The organism is Methylocapsa acidiphila B2 (genome assembly GCF_000427445.1).
In the GTDB taxonomy this organism is placed as follows: Bacteria; Pseudomonadota; Alphaproteobacteria; order Rhizobiales; family Beijerinckiaceae; genus Methylocapsa; species Methylocapsa acidiphila.
Window position 1 is genome coordinate 3284486 of the sequence record NZ_KE386496.1, and the last position, 25000, is coordinate 3309485.

Here is a 25000-nt window from a genome sequence, read left to right on the forward strand (position 1 = left end):
CGAGAGGGTGAAAGTCCCCGGCGAAAATCGCCGACAATTGGCCCAGCGTCAAGAAACAGTAATGTTTTTGCCGTCCGCCGACGTCAAATTTAGACTAAAATCCGGCTTCCTTTGTTGCGCTTAAGAGCTGCTCGGCTAATAGATCCTGTAGCATAGCCTCCAGGTCGGAAAGGTCTAAATTTTGAGCCCTAAAGAACGGTCAGTTTTCTGCAAAGCTTGAAAGGTAAGGCGACTTATTCGTCGCATAAGAGCTGGAATAGTAGGCCGCCCTTTGGGCAAGCCAAGAATACATTTAGGCGACAGTCGGGGCCGCCGATCTCTTCGTTATGGGTATTGCCATCGAGAATCTATTTTGGCTTCGGCCAATAGCCTTCTGGAGAGCCAGGCGCCTTTATTTGTGTGGTCTCCACAGGCCCGATCCCGACGATCTGCACGATCGTCTCCTCATCCCCGGCGCCGTCCCAATGAACGCCGCCGGCGGGATGCAGCACGTAAGAACCCGCCGCCACTGGCCTCGCTTTGTTGAAATCGAGTTCCTCGCCAGTGCCGTTCCACCAGGTGCCCTTGATCACGGTCGCATGGCGGTCCTGTGAATGGAAATGCGGATTGGAATGAAAGCCCGGCGGGAACTTGATGCGGATGACATAGACGCCAGGTTTTGAAGGATCGCCAAAGAGAACCGCCTGCTGCATGCCGACCTCAAACGGGCTTTTGAAGGGGACGTTTTCCGGCGGCAAATAGATGAAATCCTTATTGGTTTCGGCGGTAACCGGCAAACCCGTCATCAGCGCAACGGCAATGGCGCCGCCGAATATCGCTTTCCCGAGCTTCATGATGATCCCCTCCATCCTCGCCTCCCCACATCCATTTCGGGAGCGGAAATTTGAATATCTTCCTATTCAATCTATAAAACAAGTATATTATTGGGTTAAGAATAACTTAGGCGACGACTTGGGGCGCCTGACCATTGCCGTCCCCGAAAGCGCGAATCGAGTTGTAGTCGCTTGTCGCAGCCGAAAGAGCCATAGCGATTGGGGATGTTTGATAGATGACCTGGACCGCGGCATTGAACTGACGGATGCTGCTTTCTGCCTTCACTCACTTATCGGCGGCCGCTCATTCTGGCCTGCGAGGTCGGGGGAAGCTTTGGCGTCGGCTTCAGCGACCTATTGCACGAGTGATGCGCTCGTTAGATCAACCGCCGCTCACGCAGTCGCGCCTCAGTCAATGTGACCGCTCAAGCCTTGGCGATGAGCGCCTCGAGCGCGGCTGTCATTCGTCCTTCGCCTTCCGTAATCAACGCGCTCATAATAATTGGCGAAGTGACCACATCCAGTTGGCTCGAGTGCGTTCGAGCCACGCCCGTTGCTGCCGGTGGGCCGCCGAATCGGCGGGACCAGCTTCATTGACTGCTCAGATTCTCGAAAAAATCCTTCATCTTGGTAAAAAAGCCCGCCGATTCCGGATGTGTCTTATGCGAGGACAACGAGTCGAATTCGGCGAGCAGCTCGCGTTGCTTCTTGGTCAGGTTCTGCGGCGTCTCCACCGTCACCTGAATATAGAGATCGCCGATGTCGCGCGACCTCAGCACGGGCATTCCCTTGTATTTCAGCTTGAATTGCTTGCCGGACTGCGTTCCCTCGGGAATCTTGACCGTGGCCATGCCGCCGTCGATCGTATGAACCTCGACCTCGCCGCCGAGCGCCGCCTGGACCATCGAAATCGGCACGCGGCAAAAGAGATCGGCCCCGTCGCGCTGAAAATAGGGATGCGGCTTGGCAGAGACGAAAATGTAAAGATCGCCGGCTGGCCCGCCCCTTGTGCCGGCCTCGCCCTCGCCGCTGAGCCTGATGCGCGTGCCGTCCTCAACGCCGGGCGGAATATTGACCGAGAGGCTGCGGTCGCGGGTGACGCGTCCCGAGCCGCCGCAGGGCGCGCAGGGATCGTCTATGATCTCGCCGCGCCCATGACAGGCCGGGCAGGCCCGCTCGATCGCAAAAAAGCCCTGCTGCGCCCGGACCCGTCCATGGCCGGCGCAGGTGTGGCAGGTGCGCGGCTTGGCGCCGGGCTTCGCGCCGGAGCCGGAGCAGGCTTCGCAAGCCACGGAGGTGGGCAGGGTCAGGGACGCGGTCTTGCCGCTGAACGCCTCTTCAAGAGTGATTTCCATATTGTAGCGCAGGTCGGAGCCGCGCCCCGCGCCATTGCGGCCGCCGCGCCGGCCGCCCATGACGTCGCCGAAGAGATCGTCGAAAATATCCGCCATGGAAGCGGCGAAGCCCTCGCCGCCTCCGAAGCCTCCTTGCTCGAATGCGGCATGGCCATAACGATCATAGGCCGCGCGCTTTTGCGCGTCGGACAGGGTCTGATAGGCTTCGTTCAGCTCCTTGAATCGATGCTCGGCCTCTGAATCGCCGGGATTACGGTCGGGATGGCAATCCATCGCCGCCTTGCGGAAGGCGGACTTCATCTCGACTTCCGTGCATGTCTTGGAAACGCCGAGAATTTCGTAAAAATCGCGTTTGCTCATCTTTCGTCGCGTTCCGATTCCTGCGCTCAAATCTCAGCGTTTCAAGTATATTCTCGCCGAGCGGACCCAATATCCGATCTACCAGAATATGCTTGGGGCGCCTCGCCTGCGTCCGCTAAAAGCGCGTTCCGATTGGATCGATCCGAGTCCAACCGAGAGAGCGCGCTCTGGATCAATAAGCAAATTTCATGCGTCGCGGGGCGCGACGCAAGATCCCCTTGCGCATAAGCGGCCAGGGCTCGCAACGCAAGAGACCGAACCTTACAAGCCGGCGCGCGCTCGAGCGAGATGAGAAAAGATGCGCCCGGCTTTTCCGCGGAAATCGCCGTTCTCGCTTTGAAAGCCGATCAAGATGCAGCATCCATCCTAATGCATCGTGATCGTCGGCCCAGGCCCGATTGACGCCGCGAATTCAAATGGAATCGGGCGCAGCCGCCCGGAGAGATCCCGGCGGAGCGCCCGATTTTCACGCAGCGCCGCGCCGAAGCGCGCCTGCAGTCTTCACGCGCGACGGCGTCGGGCGTCAGGCCGATTTTTTCTTGTCGTCCGGGCCGACTTCCTTGAAATCGGCGTCGATCACGTCGTCCTTCGGCTCGGCATGGGCTGCGCCTTCGCCGCCGCCCTCGCCCTGGGCCTTATAGAGCGACTCGCCGAGCTTCATGGAGGCCTGGGCCAAGTCGTTTGTTTTGGCCGTGATTGCTTCCGCGTCGTCGCCCTCGAGGGCTGTCCTCAAGGCGGCGACAGCGGATTCGATCGCGCTCTTGTCGGCGTCGGAGACCTTGCTCCCATAGTCGGCGAGAGACTTCTCGGCCGTGTGGATCATGGCCTCGGCGTGGTTCTTGGCGTCGACGAGCTCGCGGCGCTTCTTGTCCTCGGCCGCATGCGACTCGGCCTCCTTCACCATCTTGTCGATCTCGCTGTCGCTGAGCCCGCCCGAAGCCTGGATCCGGATCTGCTGCTCCTTGTTGGTCGCCTTGTCCTTGGCGGTGACATTGACGATGCCATTGGCGTCGATGTCGAAGGTGACCTCGATCTGGGGCACGCCGCGCGGCGCCCCCGGAATGCCGACGAGATCGAATTGGCCGAGCAGCTTGTTGTCGGCCGCCATCTCGCGCTCGCCCTGGAACACCCGGATGGTGACCGCCGTCTGGTTGTCCTCCGCAGTCGAGAAGACCTGGCTCTTCTTGGTCGGGATCGTGGTGTTGCGGTCGATCAGGCGGGTGAACACGCCGCCAAGAGTCTCGATGCCGAGCGACAGAGGCGTCACGTCGAGCAGCAGGACGTCCTTGACGTCGCCCTGCAGCACGCCGGCCTGGACCGCCGCGCCGATCGCCACGACCTCGTCCGGATTGACGCCCTTATGGGGCTCCTTGCCGAAGAAGTTCTTCACGATCTCTTGCACCTTCGGCATGCGGGTCATGCCGCCGACCAGAACGACCTCGTTGATCTCGCCGGCCGTCAGCCCGGCGTCCTTCAAGGCCTTGCGGCAGGGCTCGACCGTCTTTTGAATCAGGTCGTCGACCAAAGCTTCGAATTTCGCGCGCGTGAGTTTCAGCGCGAGATGCTTCGGTCCGGCCGCGTCTGCCGTGATATAGGGCAGGTTGATCTCGGTTTGCGTGGCCGAGGACAATTCGATCTTGGCCTTTTCCGCGGCTTCCTTGAGCCTTTGCAGGGCGAGCTTGTCCCGCTTCAGGTCGATGCCGTTCTCCTTCTTGAACTCATCGGCGAGATATTCGACGAGGCGGGTGTCGAAATCCTCGCCGCCGAGGAAGGTGTCGCCATTGGTCGACTTCACCTCGAAAACGCCGTCGCCAATCTCGAGGATCGAGATGTCGAACGTGCCGCCGCCGAGATCGTAGACCGCGATGACGCCCGATCCTTTTTTGTCGAGGCCATAGGCGAGAGCCGCGGCTGTCGGCTCGTTGATGATGCGAAGGACCTCGAGCCCGGCGATCTTGCCGGCGTCCTTGGTCGCTTGTCGCTGCGCGTCGTTGAAATAAGCGGGCACGGTGATCACCGCCTGGCTCACCGGCTGGCCGAGATAGGCTTCGGCGGTCTCTTTCATCTTTTGCAGGATGAAGGCGGAGATTTGCGACGGGGAATATTGCTTGCCGTCGGCCTCGACCCAGGCGTCGCCATTGGACGCTCTAATGATCTTATAGGGCACGAGGCCCATGTCCTTCTTGGTCATCGGATCGTCAAAGGTCCGCCCGATGAGCCGCTTGATCGCGAAAAATGTTCTTTCCGGATTCGTGACGCCTTGGCGCTTGGCCGGCTGCCCGACGAGCCGCTCTCCATCGTCCGTGAAAGCGACGATCGAAGGCGTCGTGCGAGCTCCCTCGGCGTTCTCGATGACCTTCGGCGTCGCGCCCTCCATGACCGCCACGCAGGAATTGGTGGTGCCGAGGTCGATTCCGATAACTTTACCCATGTTCAATCTTCCTTTCGATCCGCAAGACCACCGGACCCCGAAGCGATCCGGCTCATGGGCGGACGGATTGCCGCCCGGTCCCCGACTGCGTTCAAATTGGTGTCGCCGCGCGCGAACGCAAGATGGCCGCCTGATAAGATGGCCCCTATATAAGGGGAGGATCAAGCGGCGCAAGGCGAAGCCGCCAGGGGACGTCGCGGAAGGCTTGTGCAGTTCGCTTCATTTTGCAGCGCTGAGGGCCGGCCTCTTTGAAGTTCTGGCGCGACGCCGCGAACCATGCGATTTTCCGCCGCGCGGGCTCGTCGCCATCCTCAGGCGTGGAGAGGCGAGCATCGACGCAGCGGTCCCAGGTTCGAGCGGGCTTTCCATTGAGACATGTTTTTCCGGCCGCGATCCTCGCTTTGATTTCCGTCTCGTCTTTGGCGCGCGCTCAATTGATGCTGCCTGGCGCCTTGCAGGCGCCCCCTGCCGGATCGGAAACCCCGGGTTCGGATAGAGGCGCCGCTCCGGCGCCGCCGAAGCCGATCGGGCTGAAGCCGCCGACGGACGCCTCCGTCATCGGGCGGGATCTCTTGCGCGACGGATCGAGCGGGCTCATCGCCTTTCAGAGGGGTGCCGCGAAGGATCTTCAAATCACTCATCTCGTCCTTGCAGGAGCGGCGATCTCGAGTCCGAGCGAGGATTGCCGCGTCGAGGTTGTCGCCGCGACCCCGATCGAGGCGAAATTCATAGGCCTCCCAAATGGCCTCGCGCGTTACGAGGTCGCCGTCGAAGCTTGTCCTTTCTCGCTCGAGCTTCTGGACGGAGCGGTTCTGGTGGCGCGCGAGCAGGGCGCTTGCGACTTCGCGGCCGCCGATTGCCGCGCCGATCCGGCCGGCTTCTGGGGGCCGGCCGCCGAATCCATCGACGCCGCGCAAATCAAGCAATTGGAGCGCGCCCGCGGCCAGGCCGAAGCCAATATGCGGGCGAATTTTCGCGTCTTGCTGAAGAGCGCGGGAAAGGACAAGGCGGCGATCAAGAGGATCGCCGGCGAGCAGGCCGGTTTCTCATCACAGCGGGAGATGATCTGCCGCAATTACCGCCAGGAGGACGCGCATGGCTTTTGCGCGCTGCGAATGACCCAAGCGCGCGCGCTCGCGCTCGAGGCCGCGTTTAATCGCAAAGGCGAGGCGCAAGCAGGCGAGAATTCGGCAAAGGCCGAGGGCAAGCGGAAACCGAAGCTTTAGTCCAGGCGCGGCGGCGCGAGCGCCGCCGGGCTCGGCCAGGTCGCGGCTGCCTCGACGTTCGCGGGCAGAGGGCTGCGCGCCGCGGCAGCGCGCCGGGCGCAGCGCTTTTTCCACCAAATATAGACACCGGTCGCCGACAGCATCGTGATCGCGAGGCCCAGGACGCAAACGAAGATTCGGTAAGGCATGCCGAACACATTGGCCATGTGCAGAGCATAGAGCCAGGATGTGACCGTGGCGCCGCTTTGCCGCCCAGTCGGTAGATCAACCGAGCGGAGCGCGCCGGTCTCGCTATCGATAAGCACGCTCGTGTCGCCGCCGCGCGTGGCGACGTCGAGGCTGCTGTGCGCGCTATAGCCGTAGAAGCCGAGGGATGCGATGTAATTCAGTCCTGACGCGTGATCGATGGCGAATCCATGCAGCGCGGCTTGCTCGGCTAGGAGGCGTTCTCCTGTCTCCTGCGCCGTCCGCCAATCGAGGCGGGGCTCTTCGATCAATCGCGGCGGCGAATTGAAGTAGACGGCCCAGGGCGACTCTCCGCCGAATACTCCCCATGTCGCCCATATATAGACCGGCTTGACGTTCATCATGACGCTCGACCAGGCGAAGATGAGCAACATGGGCCAGAGCCAGAGTCCCCCGGCGCGGTGAAGGTCGAAGTTCACGCGAAAGAAACCCGCGCGCGTCTTGACCAGCCAGGACGGCTTCCAGCGCCGCCAAAAGGCAGTGAGTGCGATTGGCAGCGTGAGATAGAAGCCGTTGAAGCAATCGAGCGTCCAAATGATGGCTGCTATGCCCAAAATCCACATGCCGGTCGGGCCGAGGGCCAGCTCCCAATGGATCCTATAGATAAAGGGCATCAGGTTGATCCAACCTTCGGAAATGTCGCCGCGCATGCGCTTGCCCAAGGCCTCGCCGGTCCACGGATCGAGAAAAATCTGGTTGAAGCCAAGCGCATAGGCTTCTCCGGTCGTTGGGTCCTTGCGTGGGCTGACTTCGACGGCGATCTGGTCCGGCAGGGAATCGTAGACGCCTTCGACACGGGCCTGCGGGGCGAAGGCCTCCGCACGTTCCGCGAGAGTCGCCAGATCGAGCCGCGACGCGCCAGGATGGGGCTGGGCGAAAAGTTGCGGGCTGATTAGCCGCTCCAATTCCGTATTAAAGGCGAGCAGGCTGCCGGTGAGGCCGACGATGACGAGAAACCCCGCCAGCGCAAGGCCGGTCCAGCGATGTAGCCAGACGAAAAAATGGCGGATCTGGACATTCAGCTGCATAGGGCTCGCCTCCTCGCGGCCGAGGACCGCGCGGCTCGGTCCTCGGCAATTGCTGCAGAAGACGTGGCTTACGCCCGGCCTCCGCCAAAGCGACCTGCGACAAAAGCGCGTGGGAGGCTCCCGTTTTGGCGGTCCCGCGCGCGAGCTTCAGAACTCCGCGCGCAGCGAGGCGACGAAATATTTCGGCGCGCCGGGCTAGATGCTGTAGCGATCATACTCCTGATGGACGGCCTCAACCGTCACGGCGTTGCGCCTAACTTGGATAAACCGGCGTTGCGACCCGACGCGTCGCGGCCATTAAATATGGATGGCGCGCTTGTCGACGGCGAGGGCAGCCTCCTTGACAGCTTCCGATAAGGTCGGATGGGCGTGGCAGGTTCGCGCCAGATCTTCCGCCGAGCCGCCGAATTCCATCAGCACAACCGCTTCGGCGATGAGCTCGCCGGCGCCGGCCCCGATGATATGGACGCCGAGCACGCGATCGCTCGCCGCATCCGCGAGGATCTTCACGAAGCCCTCCGCAGCGCGCATGGCCCGCGCGCGTCCATTCGCGGTGAAGGGAAATTTGCCGACCTTGTAGGCGACGCCCTTGGCCTTCAGCTCTTCCTCCGTGGCGCCGACGGTCGCGATCTCAGGCATGGTGTAGACGACGGAGGGAATCGCCTCGTAATTCACATGCCCATGTTGACCGGCGATGATCTCGGCGACGGCGACGCCTTCTTCCTGCGCCTTATGCGCGAGCATGGGCCCGCGCACCACATCGCCGATCGCATAGATTCCCGGGACCGTCGTGGCGAAGCGATCATCGACGAGGATGCGGCCGCGGTCGAGCGCGACGCCGAGCGATTCCAAGCCGAGACCTTCGGCGACAGGACGGCGCCCGATGGCGATGAGCGCGACATCGGCTTCGAGAGTCGAGGCCGCGCCGCCCGCCGCGGGCTCGATCGAAACGCTCAGCCCCGACGCGAGTCGTTCGATCTTGCCGACCTTATGGCCCAAATGGAATTCGAATCCCTGCTTCTGTAGGATGCGTTGAAACTGCTTGGCGGTTTCGCCGTCGAGGCCGGGCAGGATGCGGTCCAAAAATTCGACCACGACGACTTTGCTGCCGAGGCGGCCCCAGACGGAGCCGAGCTCGAGCCCGATGACGCCCGCGCCGACAATGAGCAGGCGCGGCGGAACCTCCGCGAGCGCAAGCGCGCCGGTCGACGAGACAATGATCTTCTCGTCGATCTCTACGCCGGGAAGAGCTGCGAAATCCGAGCCGGTGGCGACGACGATGTTCTTGGCGGTCAAAGTCTGCGCGGCGCCGTCCTCGGCCTTCACCAGAACCTCGCCCGGCGCCGTGATCGTCGCATGGCCGTGGAAGGCGTCGATCTTATTTTTCTTGAAGAGAAAGGCGACGCCATTGACATTGGCGGTGACGGTCTCGTCCTTGTGTTTCATCATCGCTGGAAGATCGAGGCGGGGCTTGTCGACCAGGACGCCGAAGCCCGCGAGCTCGTGCTCGGCTTCGGCGAATTTTTCCGAGGCTTGCAGCAGCGCCTTTGAGGGGATGCAGCCGATGTTGAGGCAGGTCCCGCCATGGGTCTTGCGCTTCTCGACGACGGCGACTTTCAGGCCGAGCTGGGCGGCGCGAATGGCGCAGACATAGCCGCCTGGGCCGGTTCCGATGACGATGAGATCGTAGGACATTCCATTTCCCGGGTAGTTAGGTCAGGCGGCGCGGTCGTAGTCGAAAGACGCGGATCAAGAGACGAGCGCTGGCGCTAAAGATCCAACACCAGCCGCGCCGGATCCTCCAGCGCCTCCTTGACGCGGACGAGGAAAGTCACCGCCTCCTTGCCGTCCACAATCCTGTGATCGTAGGAGAGCGCGAGATACATCATCGGGCGGATCTCGATCTTGCCGGCGACGACGACCGGGCGCTCCTGGATCTTGTGCATGCCGAGAATGCCCGATTGCGGCGCGTTGAGGATCGGCGTCGACATTAGCGAGCCATAGACCCCGCCATTGGTGATGGTGAAGGTCCCGCCCTGCATTTCGTCGATCGCGAGCTTGCCCTCCCGCGCGCGCTTGCCGAGATCGGCGATGGCCTTCTCGACGCCGGCGAGGCTCAGCCGGTCGCAATCGCGCACGACCGGCACCACGAGGCCCTTGTCGGTGCCGACCGCGACGCCGAGATGATAGTAATTCTTGTAGATCAGGTCCTCGCCGTCGATCTCGGCGTTGACGGCGGGGATCTCTTTCAGGGCGCCGACGCAGGCCTTCACGAAAAAGCCCATGAAACCGAGCTTCGTGGCGTGCTTCTTCTCGAAAAGATCCTTGTATCTGGAGCGCAGCGCCATGACCTCGGTCATGTCGACCTCATTAAAGGTCGTCAGCATGGCCGCCGTGTTCTGCGCGTCCTTCAGCCTTTTCGCTATAGTCTGCCGCAGCCGAGTCATGCGGATGCGTTCTTCGCGCGTCGCGTCCGCCGGCGGGGCGGGCGCGCGGGCCTGGACCGAAGCGGGAGCCGGGGCCTGGACCAGAGCCGGGGGCGCAACGGCGAGCGCATTGGCGATATGATCGAGCACATCGCCTTTCAGGACCTGGCCGCGCTTGCCCGATCCCTCGACCGTCGCCGGGTTGAGGCCATGATCCGCCGCGATCTTGGCGGCGGCGGGCGAGGGCGGCATATGAGTTGTAGTTGCAGGCGGCGCGGAGCTGGGCTCGGCCGGGACCGACGTCGCTCGCGCAGCGGATTGCGCGAGCGAGGGCGCGGCTTCGGCTTTGGCGCCTCCCGCCGAGGCGGCGATCTGGCCGAGCAGCGCGCCGACTTCCACCGTCTCGCCATCCTTGGCGGCGATTTCCGTCAGGACTCCGGCCGCCGGAGCGTTCACTTCCAGCGTGACCTTGTCGGTCTCGAGCTCGACGATCGGCTCGTCCGCCGCGACGGCTTCGCCCGCTTTCTTGAACCAACGTCCAATCGTCGCTTCGGTGACCGATTCGCCCAAGGTCGGAACCCGAATTTCTGTGCTCATGTTCGTCACGCTCGCCGCCGCGCGGCTTTTCGAGAGGAATGCTCAATCATGCCCAGCCCGGCGCCTCGCCTCGCAGCCGACGACGGTCTCCGACAGCCAGCGATCATGATCCGTCGGACGGCGCGAAGGCCTCGTCGAGGATCGTCTTCAACTGAGCCAGATGTTTCGACATCAGTCCGGTCGCGGTCGCGGCCGAGGCCGGCCGGCCGATATAGCGTGGCCGCTTGGCCTTGCCGCCCACCTGGGCCAGAACCCATTCGATATAGGGATCGACGAAATTCCAGCCGCCCATGTTCTTCGGCTCCTCCTGGCACCAGACCACATCGGCCTGTTTGAAGCGAGACAGGGCCGTGACGAGCGCCTTCAGCGGGAAGGGGTAGAGCTGCTCGACGCGCAACAGATAAACATCATCGAGCCCGCGCTTTTCCCGTTCTTCGTAGAGGTCGTAATAGACCTTTCCTGAGCAGAGGACGACGCGGCGGATCGAGGCGTCGGGCGCGAGGTTGAAGGCCTCGCCCGCGTGCTCGGCGTCGTCGCGCAAGATGCGATGGAAGGAAGACCCCTCCGCCATCTCGTCGAGCCTCGACGTGGCGCGCTTATGGCGCAACAGCGATTTTGGCGTCATCAAGACGAGCGGCTTGCGGATGTCGCGCTTCAGCTGCCGGCGCAGGATGTGAAAATAATTCGCCGGCGTCGAGCAATTGGCGACCTGCATGTTGTCTTCGGCGCAGAGCTGCAAATAACGTTCGAGCCGCGCCGAGGAATGTTCCGGACCCTGGCCTTCATAGCCATGCGGCAGCAGGCAGACGAGGCCCGACATGCGCAGCCATTTGCGTTCGCCGGCGGAGATGAATTGATCGAAGACGACTTGCGCGCCATTGGCGAAGTCGCCGAACTGCGCCTCCCAAAGCACCAGCGCATTAGGCTCGGCGAGGGAATAGCCATATTCGAATCCGAGCACCGCCTCTTCCGAGAGCATGGAGTTCAAGACCTCGAAATGGGCCTGCCCGTCGTGAATATTGTTGAGCGGGACATAGCGTTCTTCGGTCTGCTGGTCGATCAGGACGGAATGGCGTTGCGAGAAAGTGCCGCGCTCGCTGTCCTGGCCGGAGAGGCGAACCGGATGGCCCTCCTCGACGAGGGAGCCGAAGGCGAGCGCCTCGGCCGTCGACCAATCGATTCCCTCTCCTGTCTCGATCATCTTGCGGCGGCTGTCGAGCAGCCTTCGGATCGTGCGATGAAGCTCGAACCGTTCCGGGACCACAGCGAGGCGCAGGCCGATCTCGCGCAGCCGGCCAATCTCGACGCCGGTGCGGCCGCGTCGCGCGTCCTCGCCGCCGGCGAGCGCTGGCTTCAGCCCGGCCCAGCGGCCGTCGAGCCAATCCGCCTTGTTCGGCTTGTAGGATTGGCTCGCCTCGAAGGAAGTTTCGAGATGGTGGCGCCAATTCGCCTGCAGCCGCTCCACCTCGCCCATTGTGAGCACGTCCTGCGCGACGAGCTTCTCGGCGTAGATCTCAAGCGTCGTCTTGTGGGCGCGGATCTTTTTATACATCAAGGGCTGGGTGAAGGCCGGCTCGTCGCCTTCATTGTGGCCGAAGCGGCGATAGCAAAACATGTCGATCACGACCGGCTTATGGAACTTCTGCCGGAACTCGATCGCGATCTTGGCGGCGTAGACCACGGCTTCCGGATCGTCGCCGTTGACGTGAATGATCGGAGCCTCGATCATCTTGGCGGTGTCGGACGGATAGGGCGATGAGCGCGAATGGCGCGGGGTTGTGGTGAAGCCGATCTGGTTGTTGATGATGAAATGGATCGAGCCGCCAGTGCGATAGCCCTTCAGGCCCGAGAGCCCGAAACATTCGGCGATCACGCCCTGGCCGGCGAAGGCGGCGTCGCCATGAATGAGCAGAGGCAGAACCGCGGTGCGGTCGACCACGTCGCCATATTGATCTTGCTTGGCGCGCACCTTGCCGAGCACCACCGGATCGACGATTTCGAGATGGGAGGGATTGGCGGTCAGGGAAAGATGCACCTTGTTGTGATCGAAATCGCGATCGGACGAGGCGCCGAGGTGATATTTGACGTCGCCCGAGCCCTCGACCTCGTCGGGCGTGAAGGAGCCTCCCTTGAACTCATGGAAGATCGCGCGATGCGGCTTGCCCATGACCTGAGAGAGGACATTGAGGCGGCCGCGATGGGCCATGCCGAGCACGATGTCCTTGACGCCCAAGGCGCCGCCTCGCTTGATGATCTGCTCGAGCGCCGGGACCATGGACTCGCCGCCATCGAGGCCGAAGCGCTTGGTTCCGGTATATTTCAGGTCGAGGAATTTCTCGAAGCCTTCGGCCTCGACGAGCTTGTTCAGGATCGCGCGCTTGCCTTCCTTGGTGAAGCTGATCTCCTTGCCGGGCCCCTCGATGCGCTCCTGCATCCAGGCCTTTTCGGCCGGATCCGACATATGCATGAACTCGAAGCCGATCGTGTCGCAATAGGTGCGGCGCAGGATCTTCAGCATTTCGCGCACGGTGGCGTATTCGAGCCCGAGCACATGGTCGATGAAAATCTTGCGGTCGTAATCGCCCTCGGTGAAGCCATAGGTCGCCGGGTCGAGCTCCTCATGGTCGAAGGGCTGCTCGATGCCGAGCGGGTCGAGATTGGCGTGGAGATGCCCGCGCATGCGGTAGGAGCGGATCATCATCAGGGCGCGCACGGAATCGCGGGTCGCGCGCAAAAGATCGGCCGGAGAAACGGCGCCGGCCGCGGGAGCTTTAGCCTCTAGCTTGGCCGTGATCAGCTTTTCGGTCGCGGCCCAATTGCCGTCGAGCGCCGAGACCAGTTCGCCATCCGCCGCGACGGGCCAGTTCGGCGCCTTCCATCGCGGGCCTTCGGCGCTTTTCTGAATGCCGACGCGGTCGTCGTTCAGCTGGTCGAAAAAGGCGCGCCATTCGGGATCGACGGAGGCTGGATCGCGTCGATAGGCGTCCTGGAGCTGTTCGACATAGGCCGCGTTTGCGCCATAGAGGAAAGAGCTTTGCGCGAATTTGGCGTTCGACTCCGAGCGCCCGCCGCCGCCCGCGCCGCCTGATCCGTTGGCCGTTCCGTTTGCGTCTTGGCGCGCCATCGTCATCTCCGTCATGGCCGAAGCGCCGTCCGATCGGACGCGGTCGGAGGCGCCGAATACAATGAATTAATCTAATTCTGCTTTTGCGCCGGGGGTCGCATGTTCGCCACCGATCGAGCGCCGCCTGCTAGTCGACGCGGCGAGCCCCGAAAAATCGCGCTCGGGCCTTCCAAAGCGCTGTACCAGCAATATTCGCTTCAAAAAACTCAAGCCTCCGTTATTGCCGGCTCCATTCTCTGGCCAGACGTTAGCGCTGCAGCAATTCTGCGAGTGTTCTGCCGAGCCTTGCGGGGGAGGCCGCCACCCGGACGCCCGCGGCCTCGAGCGCCGCGATCTTGTGCTCCGCGCCGCCCTTGCCGCCGGCGATGATCGCGCCGGCATGGCCCATGCGCCGACCGGGCGGCGCGGTGCGGCCGGCGATGAAGCCGACGACCGGCTTTTTGCGGCCGCGCTTCGCCTCGTCGGCGATGAATTGCGCCGCATCCTCTTCCGCCGCGCCGCCGATCTCGCCAATGAGAATGATCGACTGGGTCGCCGGATCGGCCAGAAACATCTCGAGCACTTCGACAAAGTCGAGCCCTTTCACCGGATCGCCTCCGATGCCGACGGCGGTTGTCTGGCCGAGCCCCGCCCGGGTCGTCTGGAAAACGGCTTCGTAGGTTAGAGTTCCGGAGCGAGACACGACGCCGACCGAGCCCGCCTTGAAAATGCCGCCGGGCATGATGCCGATCTTGCATTCGCCAGCGGTCATGACGCCGGGGCAGTTTGGTCCGACGAGGCGCGATTTGGAGCCGGAGAGCGCGCGCTTGACCTTGACCATGTCGGCGACCGGGATGCCTTCGGTGATGCAGACGATGAGCGGAATTTCCGCGTCGATCGCCTCACAGACGGCGTCAGCGGCGCCCGGCGGCGGAACATAAATGACGCTAGCGTCGGCCCCGGTCGCCGCGCGCGCTTCGGCGACCGTGTCGAAGACCGGCAGGCCGAGATGCGTCGCGCCGCCTTTGCCGGGCGAGACGCCGCCGACCATCTTGGTGCCATAGGCCATGGCCTGCTCGGAATGGAATGTGCCGTTCCGGCCGGTGAAGCCCTGGCAAATGACCTTGGTGTCCTTGGTGATGAGGATCGACATGGTTACGCCTTCCCAACCGCGCGGACGATTTTCTGGGCGGCGTCGTCGAGATCGTCGGCGGAGATCACGTTGAACCCCGACTCGGCGATGATCTTCTTGCCAAGCTCGACATTGGTGCCCTCGAGCCTCACGACAAGGGGCGCGGCCAGGCCGACCTCCCTCACCGCCGCAATTACGCCTTCCGCAATCACGTCGCATTTCATGATCCCGCCGAAAATATTCACGAGTATCCCCTTCACCTTGGGGTCGGCGGTGATGATCTTGAACGCTGCCGCGACCTTGTCCTTGGTGGCGCCGCCGCCGACGTCGAGGAAATTGGCCGGCTCCGCGCCGTAGAGCTTGATGATGTCCATGGTCGCCATCGCGAGCCCGGCGCCATTGACCATGCAGCCAATCTCGCCGTCGAGCGCGATATAGTTTAGGTCATGCTTGGAGGCTTCGATCTCTTTGGGGTCTTCCTCCGTCTCGTCGCGTAGGGCGATGATCTCGGGATGGCGGTAGAGGGCGTTCGGGTCGAAGGAGATCTTGGCGTCGAGGCATTTGAGCCGCCCTTCAACTGAGACGATGAGCGGGTTGATCTCGAGCATGGCCATGTCCTTGGCGACGAAGGCGGCGTAAAGCTGCGCCGTGAGCTGCTCCGCCTGCCGGCCGAGATCGCCGGAAAGGCCCAAGGCCTGTGCGACCGCCCGACCGTGATGGGGCAGCGCGCCAGTGACCGGATCAATCGAGACGGTGACGATCTTGTCCGGCGTGCGCCGGGCGACCTCCTCGATGTCGACGCCGCCCTCGGTCGAAACGACGAAGGCGACCCGGCTCGTCGACCGGTCGACGAGCAGCGAAAGGTAGAATTCCTTGGCGATATTGGAGCCGTCCTCGAGATAGAGCCGATTGACTTGCTTGCCCGCCGGCCCCGTCTGCACGGTGACCAGGGTCCGGCCCAGCATCTGCTCGACGAAAGCCTCGACTTCCTCGGCGGATTTTGCGATCCGCACGCCGCCCTTCTCGCCGGCTTCAGGCTCCTTGAATTTGCCCTTGCCGCGCCCGCCGGCATGGATCTGGGATTTCACCACCCAGACCGGGCCGCCGAGCTCATGGGCGGCGTCGGCGGCGTCGCTCGCTCTGAGCACCGGAACGCCCCGCGCGACCGAGACTCCGAATTCTTTCAAGACGGCCTTGGCCTGATATTCGTGAATGTTCATGTCGACGTCTCGCTTCGGCCTCGGCTTCGCCGGGGCGCGCCAGAGGCTCACGGATGAGTATTTTCGAAAATCGCCATGCCGACCGGCTCGAACGAATCTAATTTGGTCGTGGAGAAACACGGCCGCGCCGGAAGAGTCTCAAGCTCGATCATGCTCATGATCGACGTCCGAAAGTCGGAACCCGATGCGAGCGCGACCCCGGTTGTTGTCTTTCTCTTTTTTGTTCTCACGCAGACTGTCGAGCGGGAAAGTCCCAACAGCCGATCGCCGCGTCCACATCTCGCGTGTCGCGCAGCCGCCGCTCCGAATCGAGGAGTCAGCTCGCGAGCGCCGGATTGATGGTCTTGCAGGCTTCGACGAGGTTGCGCACGGACTCCACCGACTTGTCGAACATCTGTCGCTCGGTCGGATCGAGCTTGACCTCGACGATTTTCTCGACCCCATCCGCGCCGATGATCACCGGCACGCCGACATAAAGATTGTCGACGCCATATTCGCCGTTGAGCTGAGCCGCGCAGGGGATCACGCGCCGCTTGTCCTTCAGATAGGCGTCCGCCATTGCGATCGCCGAGGCGGCGGGCGCATAGAAGGCGGAGCCTGTCTTGAGATGGTTGACGATTTCGCCGCCGCCTTTGCGCGTCCGCTCCACGATCGCGTCGAGCCGCGCTTGGGTCGTCCAGCCCATCGCGACGAGGTCCGGCAAGGGAATGCCGGCGACGGTCGAATAGCGCAGCAAGGGAACCATATCGTCGCCGTGGCCGCCGAGGACGAAGGCGGTGACGTCCTCGACCGAGACATCGAGTTCCTCGGCGAGGAAATAGCGAAACCGCGCCGAATCGAGCACTCCGGCCATGCCGACGATCCGTTGCGCGGGAAGGCGCGCGGCTTTCTGCAGCGCCCACACCATGGCGTCGAGCGGATTGGTGATGCAGATCACGAAGGCCTGCGGGGCGAATTGCCGGATGCCGTCTCCGACGGCTTCCATGACCTTGAGATTGATGCCGAGAAGATCGTCGCGGCTCATGCCGGGCTTGCGGGGCACGCCGGCCGTGACGATGACCACGTCAGCCCCGGCGATCGCGGAATAGGAATTGGCGCCGGAAAGGGAGGCGTTGAACCCGTGGATCGGCCCGGATTCCGCGAGGTCGAGCGCCTTGCCCTGCGGCGTGCCTTCGGCGATGTCGAACAGCACGATGTCGCCGAGCTCCTTGAGCGCCGCGAGGTGAGCGAGGGTGCCGCCGATCTGACCTGCTCCGATCAATGCGATCTTGCTGCGCGCCATAGTGTCGCCTTTTGCTTGTCGGCCTCCGAGCCCGGAAGGATCGGCCGAAGATTCTGCATGAATCGCGAAAGTTTGTTCAACCTGGATGAAGCGCAAAAATAAAGTGGGGGGATGGGCCGAGGAAGGAGCAGGCCCGAGCTTCGAGGAAAAGCCCTTGAATTCTGCATGTTAAAACATGCCGGTCAGTTGGTGAAGCGCTTTTCGATGCTGAATTTCGAGAAACGCGCCACGGATTCGACTTGATGATTCATGGTAGCCGAACTCGGCCGAGACGGCTAGCTCTTTCGCGGCGCGGTCGGGCCAATTCGCCGCGATCGAAAGGGGGGGCGCGGGCGCCTGTCGATCAGGTTTCGACGAGGCCGCTCGCGTCGCCCGAGCCCGCTGAATTCGGCGCGCCGTGCGGAAGGGCGAGATAGGCGGCTGAGCGCATTTCCGCGAGGCGCGACGCCGTTCGCGCGAATTCAAAGGCCTCGCGCCCCTCCGCCCCGCGATAGAGACTGGCCGGCTCCGCTTCGGCGGAGGCGATGAGCTTCACATGCTGGTCATAGAGCGCGTCGATCAGCGTGATGAAACGGCGCGCTTCGTCGCGCCGGGCCGCGTCGAGCACGGGGATGGCGTCCAGGACGATCGTGTGGAATTCTCGCGCGACGGCGAGATAATCCGCGGGTCCGAGCGCCGACGAACATAGATCGGCGAAGGAAAACCGGGCGACATTGGCGCAAGCTTCCGGCGCGACGAGCTTGCGGCCGAGCACGTCGAGAGAGAGGGGCGCGCCACGCGCCTGGCCCGTCAGCGCTTCAAAGGCGCTCGTCAGCGCGGCGTTCGATTTGGCGTTCGGCGGCACATGATAGACGGCGCGGTCGCGGAGCTTCTCGAGTCGGAAATCGGTGCGGGCCTCGAGCCGCACGACCTCCATCCTCGCCTCGATGATGGAGATAAAGGGGAGGAAAAGCGCGCGATTGAGCCCATCCTTGTAGAGATCGCCGGGCGTGACGTTCGAGGTCGCCACCACGACCGCGCCGCGTTCGAAGAGAGCGGAAAAGAGACGCCCGAGGATCATCGCATCCGTGATGTCGGTCACGCGAAACTCGTCGAAGCAGATGAGCAGGCTCCTCTCCGCGATGGCGTCGGCGACCGCCGCGATCGGCTGATCCGCCCTGGCGGTGGATCGCGAGGCTTCCCGCAGAGTCTTGAGACTGGCGTGAACCTCGGCCATGAAAGCGTGAAAATGGACGCGGCGCTTGCGCGGCCACGGCGCGGCCTCGAAAAACAGGTCCATCAACATGGTTTTGCCGCGCCCGACGCCGCCCCAGATGTAGAGGCCGCGGAGCGGCTCGTCGTTGCGTTTCCGACCTAGCAGGCGGCGGAGGAGAGGCGGTCTGCGCCTGTCGGAGACGTCGAGCGCGCGCCGCAATTTGTCGAGCTTGGCCAGGACGAGCTCTTGCCCCTTGTCGCGGTCGATGTCGCCTCGTTTCGCTTTTTCGGCGTATCGATCGAAAAGCAAGTTCGGCACCTGAGCCTCATTCGAAAGCGGCGCGGCCACGCGCGAAAAAAAGCCTGTCTAATTTGGCTGGATGGGCAAATCTACCTTTTCGTCAGGGCGGCGTGGGATTTGCTTTGTAAAGGCGATCCGAGTTGGTCGAAATCCCGCCTTTTTGTTTTCGCAATCGGAAAATACGTTTTTGTAAAGCTTGCTTAACGCTTGGGCGGGAACCTATGGTGGCTTCGCTGAAGAATGAGGAGTGCCGTTGGATGCGCCATAAAGGCGGGATCCGCGCCGCGTTGGGTTGCGCGTTTCTTTTTGGAATTTGGGGCCAATTTGGACTTTCGAGCCAGGTTTCGGCGGCTCCCTTTCTCGAGCATGCGCCGCTCCCCAAAACGCCGACCTTCGTTGACGCCGAGGTCACCCCTGTGGTGGTTTTTGGCCGCAACAGCCGGCGCAGCGTCGAGGATTTTGCCGCCGAGCAAAAGCTAGACGCCGTCGAGCTTCGCCGTAAATTCACGGCCTCCGGCCTGATCGAATGTGGCGCCGCGCATGGCGCGGGCCAACTCACCCTGACCGACGATATCGTGACGACGGCGGCGCATGTCTTCTTTGATGAAAGAGGCGCGCCGCGCGCGAGGACATGCTTCTTTGTGATCGAATCGGACGGCAAGCAGATTCGCACGCCGATCGATTCGGGCTCGATCGTCGCCGGCAGCACCAATCCTTACGCGATCGAGGCGGTTCATGACTGGGCGGTGGCGCGCCTCAAGCATCCGGTCGATGGGGTGACGCCTTATGGGCTGGCGGAGGCGGAGCGTCCGAACATGCCGGTCGAATTCGTCGCTCGCGGCCATATCGACTGGGGCGAAGGCCGCCGGCTTTCGATGGAGAAATGCGCGCTCCGCGATCAATTGACCGTTGGAGCCGAAGGAACCCGGGAATTTTCCTTCGACTGCGAGACGGGGGATGGCGCGTCTGGCGGCGCGGTCATCATCGGCTCGGGCGATCCGGTCGTCGGCGCGATCCTCGTCGGCTGGCGCAGCAACAAGCCGTTCCGTTCGGCGCCCTTCTCGACAACCCATTACAATTTCGCCGTGACGATTGAGGGCGCCTTCAAGAAGGCTGTCATGGCCGCCGCCGCGAAGGTCGTCGTCTCAAAATAGAGACCACGGCCGTCGGCGCGTTTAGAGTTTCTCACTCGATCGCGAGATCGCGCCGCGTGTTTTCCAGCGCATCGAGGACTTGGCCGAGGCTATCCAAGACGCCGACGCAAAGCGACCTGATCTCGTCGGTTGGCGCAAGCATGTCGGGCACCATAATCGTCGCCATACCGGCGGCGCTCGCGGCGCGCACGCCATTGTATGAATCTTCGAGCGCGAGACAGCGCGTCGGATTCGCGCCGAGCCGACCCGCCGCGGCGAGGAATGTCTCAGGATGGGGCTTGCCGACGGCGACGTCGGTGCGGGCGACGACGACGTCGAGCAGGTCGCGCACGCCCGCGCGCTCCAGATGATCCTCCGCCGGCGCCCGATCCGATGACGTCGCGACTCCCCTCGGCACCCCACGCTCTTTGAGGAAGACGAGAAGATCGCGCGCGCCGGGCTTCAGAGGGACGCCGGTTTCACTGAGTCGCTCGAAGGCGGCGTGGCAGTGCCGGTAATAATCCTGCAGCGGAAAATCCGGGCCGAAATGCGCTTTCATCAGCGCGGCGCTGGTCTCTTTCGGCGTCCCGATGAAGCTCCGATGCAGCGCGTCCGCCATCTCATGCCCAACGAGCGCGCAAGCTTCGAAAATCGCGGTTCGATAGAGCGCCTCGGTGTCGAGCAGCAGCCCGTCCATGTCGAATATGACGGCTTCGAGAGGGGTCGGTATCATCGTCGCTCCACATTTGGTGTATTTTTGACACAGTTCCAGCAAATGGATGGCGGACTGTCATTCTGCTGTTGCGTGATCAGGCGCCTCAGGGCATTTCTAATTCGGCAAGCTTATTACATCCAAGGGGACCGACGATGATCCGCAAATTTCTACTTTCCACGGCGGCGATAACCGCGCTTTCGACCACCGCTCTCGCGGCGGACCTGCCCTCCCGCGCGCCGCCGCCGGTCTATATCCCGCCGCCGGCCTTCACCTGGACCGGCGTCTATATCGGCGGCACGGTCGGCTATGCGGAAGGCTTCCATAACTACACCGACGTCGGCTACTATGACTATGGGAGCACGCGCCAGGATCAAAGCCAGGGCTTCATCGGCGGCGGCCAGATCGGCATCAATTTCCAGACGGGCAGCTTCGTGTACGGCCTCGAGACCGACTTCAGCGGCCTCACCAACAAGAGCACCAACAACGCCTATTACAGCTACTACGACCAATATTACGACACGCACAAAATCAACTGGCTTGGCACGACTCGCGGCCGCATCGGTCTCGCGGTCGACCGCACCTTGCTCTACTTCACGGCGGGCGTCGCCTATGGAAACTTCAGCGACAGCCGCGGCGCGAACTATTTTGGCGAGGGCTATTCTTACCACGATTGGAATTCCAGCACGACCAAGATCGGTTGGGTCGCGGGCCTCGGCCTCGAATATGCCGTCACCCCGAATTGGACAATCAAGGGCGAGGCCCTTTACGCCAATCTCGGCAGCACCACGACGAACCTCCAATCGTCCTACAACTACAGCTCGCAGTACAATGCCCGCTTCCAGGATTCTGTGGCGATCATTCGCGCGGGCTTCAACTACAAGTTCGACCTCTTCGGCGCGCCGGCTCCGGTCGTCGCCAAATATTGAGATCGTCGTCTTTAATTTTATCGGGACGCCGCGCATCCGCGCGGCGTCTTTCTTTTTGTGCTGGGCGTTCACATTTTCTTGATGCGACTCCGCCGCATCATGCCCTCGACGCCGACTACTGGAGTCCCAAGACGTCGGCCGTCGAGTCAGCGGCTTCGGCGGTTTGCCGTTTATTGCGGAATCGATTCCGCGGGGCCCGCTCCACATTTGGTGTATTTTTGACACAGTTCCAGCAAATGGATGGTGGACAGCCATTCTGCTGTTGCGTGATCAGGCGCGTCAGGGCATTTCTAATTCCGCCAACCTATTACATCCAAGGGGCCCGACAATGATCCGCAAATTCCTTCTTTCGACGGCTGCGATAGCCGCCCTCTCCACCACCGCCCTCGCGGCGGACCTGCCCTCCCGCGCGCCACCGCCGGTCTACATCCCGCCGCCGGCCTTCACCTGGACGGGCATCTATATCGGCGGCACGCTCGGCTATGCTCAGGGCTACCACACCTTCACCGACGCCGGGTACTTTGATTACGGCTCTTCTCGCCAGGATCAGACCCAGGGCTTGATTGGCGGCGGCCAGATCGGCATCAACTTCCAGACCGGCAGCTTCGTCTACGGCCTGGAGACCGATTTCAGCGGCCTCACCAACAAGAAGAACATTTATGCGTATGATCACTACGGCGACTCTTACTACGACGAGGCCCGTCTGAACTGGCTCGGGACGACCCGCGGCCGCATCGGTCTCGCCGTCGACCGCACGTTGCTCTACTTCACCGCCGGCGTCGCCTATGGCAACGGAAGCCACAGCCGCGGTTACAGCGACGCCTTTTACAGTGGCTATTACAACTACGAATGGAACTCCAGCACGACCAAAATTGGTTGGGTCGCCGGCCTCGGCGTGGAATATGCCATCACCCCGAACTGGACCATCAAGGGCGAGGCGCTTTACGCGAATCTTGGCACCAGCACGGTTCCGCTCAACAGCTCTTATTATTCCTACCTTGGCCAGGCTAACGGCCGCTTCCAGGACTCGGTCGCGATCATCCGCGCCGGCTTCAACTACAAGTTCGACCTCTTCGGCGCTCCGGCTCCGGTCGTCGCCAAATACTGAGATCATCCTTCGTGATGATGGGACGCCGCGCGAAAGCGCGGCGTCTTTTTTTGCGCGCCGCTTTCGCTTTCGCTTGAATGCGATTCTCAAATCCGGACTGGTCGCCTACCAGCGCATCAGGGCGCTGCCCCAGGCCATTCCGGCGCCGATCGCCATCATTGCGATCAGGTCGCCTTTCTTCAGCCGCCCGGCCCGATTCGCCTCGTCGAGCGAGATCGGCAGCGAGGCGCTCGACGTATTGCCGTAGCGATCGAGATTGAGCCAACATTTCTCAAGCGGGATTCCGAGCCGCTCCAACACGGATTCGACGATTCGCGCATTGGCTTGATGGGATACGATGTGGTCGATGTCGGCGACCGTCAGCCCATTTGCGTCGAGCGCTTCGCGAATGACGTCAGGCAGAACGCGAACCGCGAATTTATAGATCTCGCGCCCGTTCATCGAGATCTTGTGCATGTTTCTGGCGAGAACGTCCTCGGATTGGGGGTTTTGGCTGCCGCCGCCGGGGATCGACAGGATTCCCGCCGCCGTGCCGTCCGAGTGGAGATGGGTCGAGATCAGGCCTCGTCCGGGCTCGGGGGACGGTCCCAGGACCATGGCGCCGGCGGCGTCGCCGAAGAGGACGCAGGTGTTGCGGTCCGTCCAATCGACGAGGCGGCTCAAAAGCTCCGCGCCGACGACCAGCACGCGTTTCGCCTGGCCGGTCTGGATGAATTGCGCGGCGATGCTGAGGCCGTAAAGCGAACCGGCGCAAGCGGCGGATAGATCGAAAGCGAAGGCGCGCGTTGCGCCGAGCTTGGCTTGAACGATGACCGCGCAGGAGGGCAAAGGCATGTCCGCCGAAATAGTGGCGACGAGAATCATGTCGAGATCCTCGGCCCTGCAACCGGCCATCGCTAGAGCGTGGCGAGCGGCGATGACCGCCATGTCCGAGGTGACCTCCCCTTCGGCGGCGATCCGGCGCTCCTTGATGCCGGTCCGCTCGCTGATCCAGGCGTCGGACGTGGCGACCATGTTTTCGAGATCTCGATTCGTCAGAATTCGCTTCGGGGCATAGGCTCCGGTCCCGAGAATATGGGCGAATGTCAAAACCCTGGCCTCTCTTGCAACCGCGGAGCCGAACATATTGGGAAGGCCGGGGAAACGGCTCGCGTCTGCTGTCAGCGAATGCGCCAGTCCCCGAGCGCGGATTACGGCTGCGCATCGCTCGCTTACGCCGTCACGCTAGCGATAAGCCGAAACGACGCGATTGGCCAGCGCGCGTCGGTCGATCTCCTCGGCGAAATGGGGATCGAGCAATCATATATCGTTAAAATATGAAACAATCCTTGCGCGCGGCCCCGCGCGCTCACCGGCGCGGCGCGGCTTTCGGATCCGGCGATTCGCTGATGTTCAAGAGGTAGCTTTCCTGCAGACCGGCGATGACCGCCCGAGCCTCGCGCAAGACGTCATTGGCCACTCTCGGCCGTACGGCGGCCAAGGTCCAGTTCGCGCGGCCGACCGCATTCTCTCTCGGCTGGACCAGAACTTCATGGACCAATTCGAAGCCGCGGCACTTTTTCAACGCCTGCAGGCACACGGCCTGAAGTTCTGCGCTGGATCGGATTTCGCTCGCCATGAAAGGCCTCGCATCCATTTGTCTGGAACTCATGCTTCCGGAAACGAAGTCATGCCGGTCTCGGGCTTCGCTGCGCGGCGAGCGGCCCCGCTGCCGGGAAACGGCTCGTCCCCTTACGATTCTATTGAATCTATTGAAATCGCCGCGCCGCAGCTGCGCTTCTCGTCCGGCTGTATAACGCGGTCATTCGGCATCCTGTTCCTCGTTCGGTCCGCTTTGCGCCGGCCGGACGGCGCGGCGCAAAGCCGCGCAATTCAAAAAACCGCTCGAGAATGCTCGAAATTCGCGAAGTCCCCTATCTTTCATCGGCAATTACGGCGCTTGCTTCGAATCAAGTTAGGCGTCAGCTTATGCGCCTATCTCGTCCTTCGAGACGCCAATTCATGTGTAAGGCGCTTCAGGCTGAGCCGAGCGGAGTCTCGCTGCTCGAGCGCGCCTGTTCCGTTCCGGTGGGAAAGGCGCGTCAGCTGATCCGGTCGGCTTGACCCCTATTGGCCACGAAAGATACTCTCCAGTCTCGTCTTGCAAATCGCTCTGGACGGGAAAGGCACGATCCGCATGTTCTTGGGAATAATCCTCGGCATCATTCTTACTGTCGGCGCGGCCTATATCGCGGATTCGGTTCGGAACACCAGCGGGCCGGAGGGATCGGCCGAGCGTCCCGTGGTCAACTGGGATATTGTCGAACGCTGGGTCAAGGCTTTGTCGGTTTTCATCCGCAATAGTTGGACACGTCTGACCAACCGCACCTGACGCCTTTGATCTGGCCAGGTCGATTCGGCGCTCC

The 25000-nt window shown here is 62.5% G+C and carries 19 protein-coding genes; 5 read left to right on the forward strand and 14 right to left on the reverse strand.

Annotated features, from left to right (window positions below; all coding sequences use genetic code 11):
• Positions 1 to 347: 347 nt before the first annotated feature.
• The 3 genes from METAC_RS0118150 to dnaK form a co-directional block, all read right to left on the reverse strand.
• Positions 348 to 833, reverse strand: a complete 486-nt coding sequence (locus METAC_RS0118150; protein ID WP_026608120.1) for a cupin domain-containing protein — start codon at positions 831 to 833, stop codon at positions 348 to 350.
• Between the two features lie 569 nt (positions 834 to 1402).
• Complete coding sequence (gene dnaJ, locus METAC_RS0118160; RefSeq protein WP_026608121.1) at positions 1403 to 2527, reverse strand: molecular chaperone DnaJ; 1125 nt, start codon at positions 2525 to 2527, stop codon at positions 1403 to 1405.
• A 523-nt stretch (positions 2528 to 3050) separates the two neighbouring features.
• Positions 3051 to 4958: a molecular chaperone DnaK gene (gene dnaK, locus METAC_RS0118170; protein WP_026608122.1), complete on the reverse strand. Its 1908-nt coding sequence runs from the start codon at positions 4956 to 4958 to the stop codon at positions 3051 to 3053.
• A gap of 368 nt (positions 4959 to 5326) precedes the next feature.
• Between dnaK and METAC_RS24425 the strand changes: the two genes are divergently transcribed.
• On the forward strand, positions 5327 to 6184 hold the full coding sequence (locus tag METAC_RS24425; protein WP_156898273.1) for a hypothetical protein: 858 nt from the start codon (positions 5327 to 5329) through the stop codon (positions 6182 to 6184).
• On the opposite strand, the gene METAC_RS24430 is transcribed toward METAC_RS24425, so the two are convergent.
• The 8 genes from METAC_RS24430 to zapE all read right to left on the reverse strand — a co-directional run bounded on the left by METAC_RS24430 (position 6181) and on the right by zapE (position 18731).
• Positions 6181 to 7458 (reverse strand): PepSY-associated TM helix domain-containing protein, encoded by a 1278-nt coding sequence (locus METAC_RS24430; RefSeq protein ID WP_051335673.1) that lies wholly within the window; start codon positions 7456 to 7458, stop codon positions 6181 to 6183. The two genes, METAC_RS24425 and METAC_RS24430, sit on opposite strands and share 4 nt — an antisense overlap.
• Before the next feature lie 297 nt (positions 7459 to 7755).
• Positions 7756 to 9153 (reverse strand): dihydrolipoyl dehydrogenase, encoded by a 1398-nt coding sequence (gene lpdA, locus METAC_RS0118190; RefSeq protein ID WP_026608123.1) that lies wholly within the window; start codon positions 9151 to 9153, stop codon positions 7756 to 7758.
• A 74-nt stretch (positions 9154 to 9227) separates the two neighbouring features.
• Entirely contained in the window at positions 9228 to 10481 is a 1254-nt protein-coding gene (gene odhB / locus METAC_RS0118195) for a 2-oxoglutarate dehydrogenase complex dihydrolipoyllysine-residue succinyltransferase (RefSeq protein WP_026608124.1), read from the reverse strand.
• Positions 10482 to 10584: 103 nt separating this feature from the next.
• Positions 10585 to 13605 carry a 2-oxoglutarate dehydrogenase E1 component gene (locus METAC_RS0118205; protein ID WP_026608125.1) on the reverse strand — a complete coding sequence of 1007 codons (3021 nt, stop codon included), beginning with the start codon at positions 13603 to 13605 and terminating at the stop codon, positions 10585 to 10587.
• Positions 13606 to 13852: 247 nt separating this feature from the next.
• Entirely contained in the window at positions 13853 to 14737 is an 885-nt protein-coding gene (gene sucD / locus METAC_RS0118210; RefSeq protein ID WP_026608126.1) for a succinate--CoA ligase subunit alpha, read from the reverse strand.
• A 2-nt stretch (positions 14738 to 14739) separates the two neighbouring features.
• A complete protein-coding gene (gene sucC / locus METAC_RS0118215; protein ID WP_026608127.1) occupies positions 14740 to 15936 on the reverse strand; it encodes an ADP-forming succinate--CoA ligase subunit beta in 1197 nt (398 codons plus the stop codon).
• Between the two features lie 316 nt (positions 15937 to 16252).
• Complete coding sequence (gene mdh, locus METAC_RS0118225; protein ID WP_026608128.1) at positions 16253 to 17218, reverse strand: malate dehydrogenase; 966 nt, start codon at positions 17216 to 17218, stop codon at positions 16253 to 16255.
• 343 nt (positions 17219 to 17561) lie between these two features.
• Complete coding sequence (gene zapE, locus METAC_RS0118230; RefSeq protein WP_026608129.1) at positions 17562 to 18731, reverse strand: cell division protein ZapE; 1170 nt, start codon at positions 18729 to 18731, stop codon at positions 17562 to 17564.
• A gap of 239 nt (positions 18732 to 18970) precedes the next feature.
• On the opposite strand from zapE, the gene METAC_RS0118235 reads away from it, so the two are divergent.
• Positions 18971 to 19867 carry a trypsin-like peptidase domain-containing protein gene (locus METAC_RS0118235; RefSeq protein WP_026608130.1) on the forward strand — a complete coding sequence of 299 codons (897 nt, stop codon included), beginning with the start codon at positions 18971 to 18973 and terminating at the stop codon, positions 19865 to 19867.
• Between the two features lie 31 nt (positions 19868 to 19898).
• On the opposite strand, the gene METAC_RS0118240 is transcribed toward METAC_RS0118235, so the two are convergent.
• Positions 19899 to 20579 (reverse strand): HAD family hydrolase, encoded by a 681-nt coding sequence (locus tag METAC_RS0118240; RefSeq protein ID WP_026608131.1) that lies wholly within the window; start codon positions 20577 to 20579, stop codon positions 19899 to 19901.
• A 134-nt stretch (positions 20580 to 20713) separates the two neighbouring features.
• On the opposite strand from METAC_RS0118240, the gene METAC_RS0118245 reads away from it, so the two are divergent.
• Both METAC_RS0118245 and METAC_RS0118250 read left to right on the forward strand, forming a co-directional pair.
• Positions 20714 to 21487: an outer membrane protein gene (locus METAC_RS0118245; RefSeq protein WP_026608132.1), complete on the forward strand. Its 774-nt coding sequence runs from the start codon at positions 20714 to 20716 to the stop codon at positions 21485 to 21487.
• Between the two features lie 328 nt (positions 21488 to 21815).
• Positions 21816 to 22595, forward strand: coding sequence for an outer membrane protein (locus tag METAC_RS0118250; protein ID WP_026608133.1), 780 nt, complete (start codon positions 21816 to 21818; stop codon positions 22593 to 22595).
• A 105-nt stretch (positions 22596 to 22700) separates the two neighbouring features.
• On the opposite strand, the gene METAC_RS0118255 is transcribed toward METAC_RS0118250, so the two are convergent.
• On the reverse strand, positions 22701 to 23684 hold the full coding sequence (locus tag METAC_RS0118255; protein ID WP_026608134.1) for a beta-ketoacyl-ACP synthase III: 984 nt from the start codon (positions 23682 to 23684) through the stop codon (positions 22701 to 22703).
• A 259-nt stretch (positions 23685 to 23943) separates the two neighbouring features.
• Complete coding sequence (locus METAC_RS0118265; protein WP_156898274.1) at positions 23944 to 24213, reverse strand: hypothetical protein; 270 nt, start codon at positions 24211 to 24213, stop codon at positions 23944 to 23946.
• Between the two features lie 558 nt (positions 24214 to 24771).
• On the opposite strand from METAC_RS0118265, the gene METAC_RS0118275 reads away from it, so the two are divergent.
• Positions 24772 to 24966 carry a hypothetical protein gene (locus METAC_RS0118275; RefSeq protein WP_036256784.1) on the forward strand — a complete coding sequence of 65 codons (195 nt, stop codon included), beginning with the start codon at positions 24772 to 24774 and terminating at the stop codon, positions 24964 to 24966.
• The last annotated feature ends 34 nt before the right edge of the window (positions 24967 to 25000 follow it).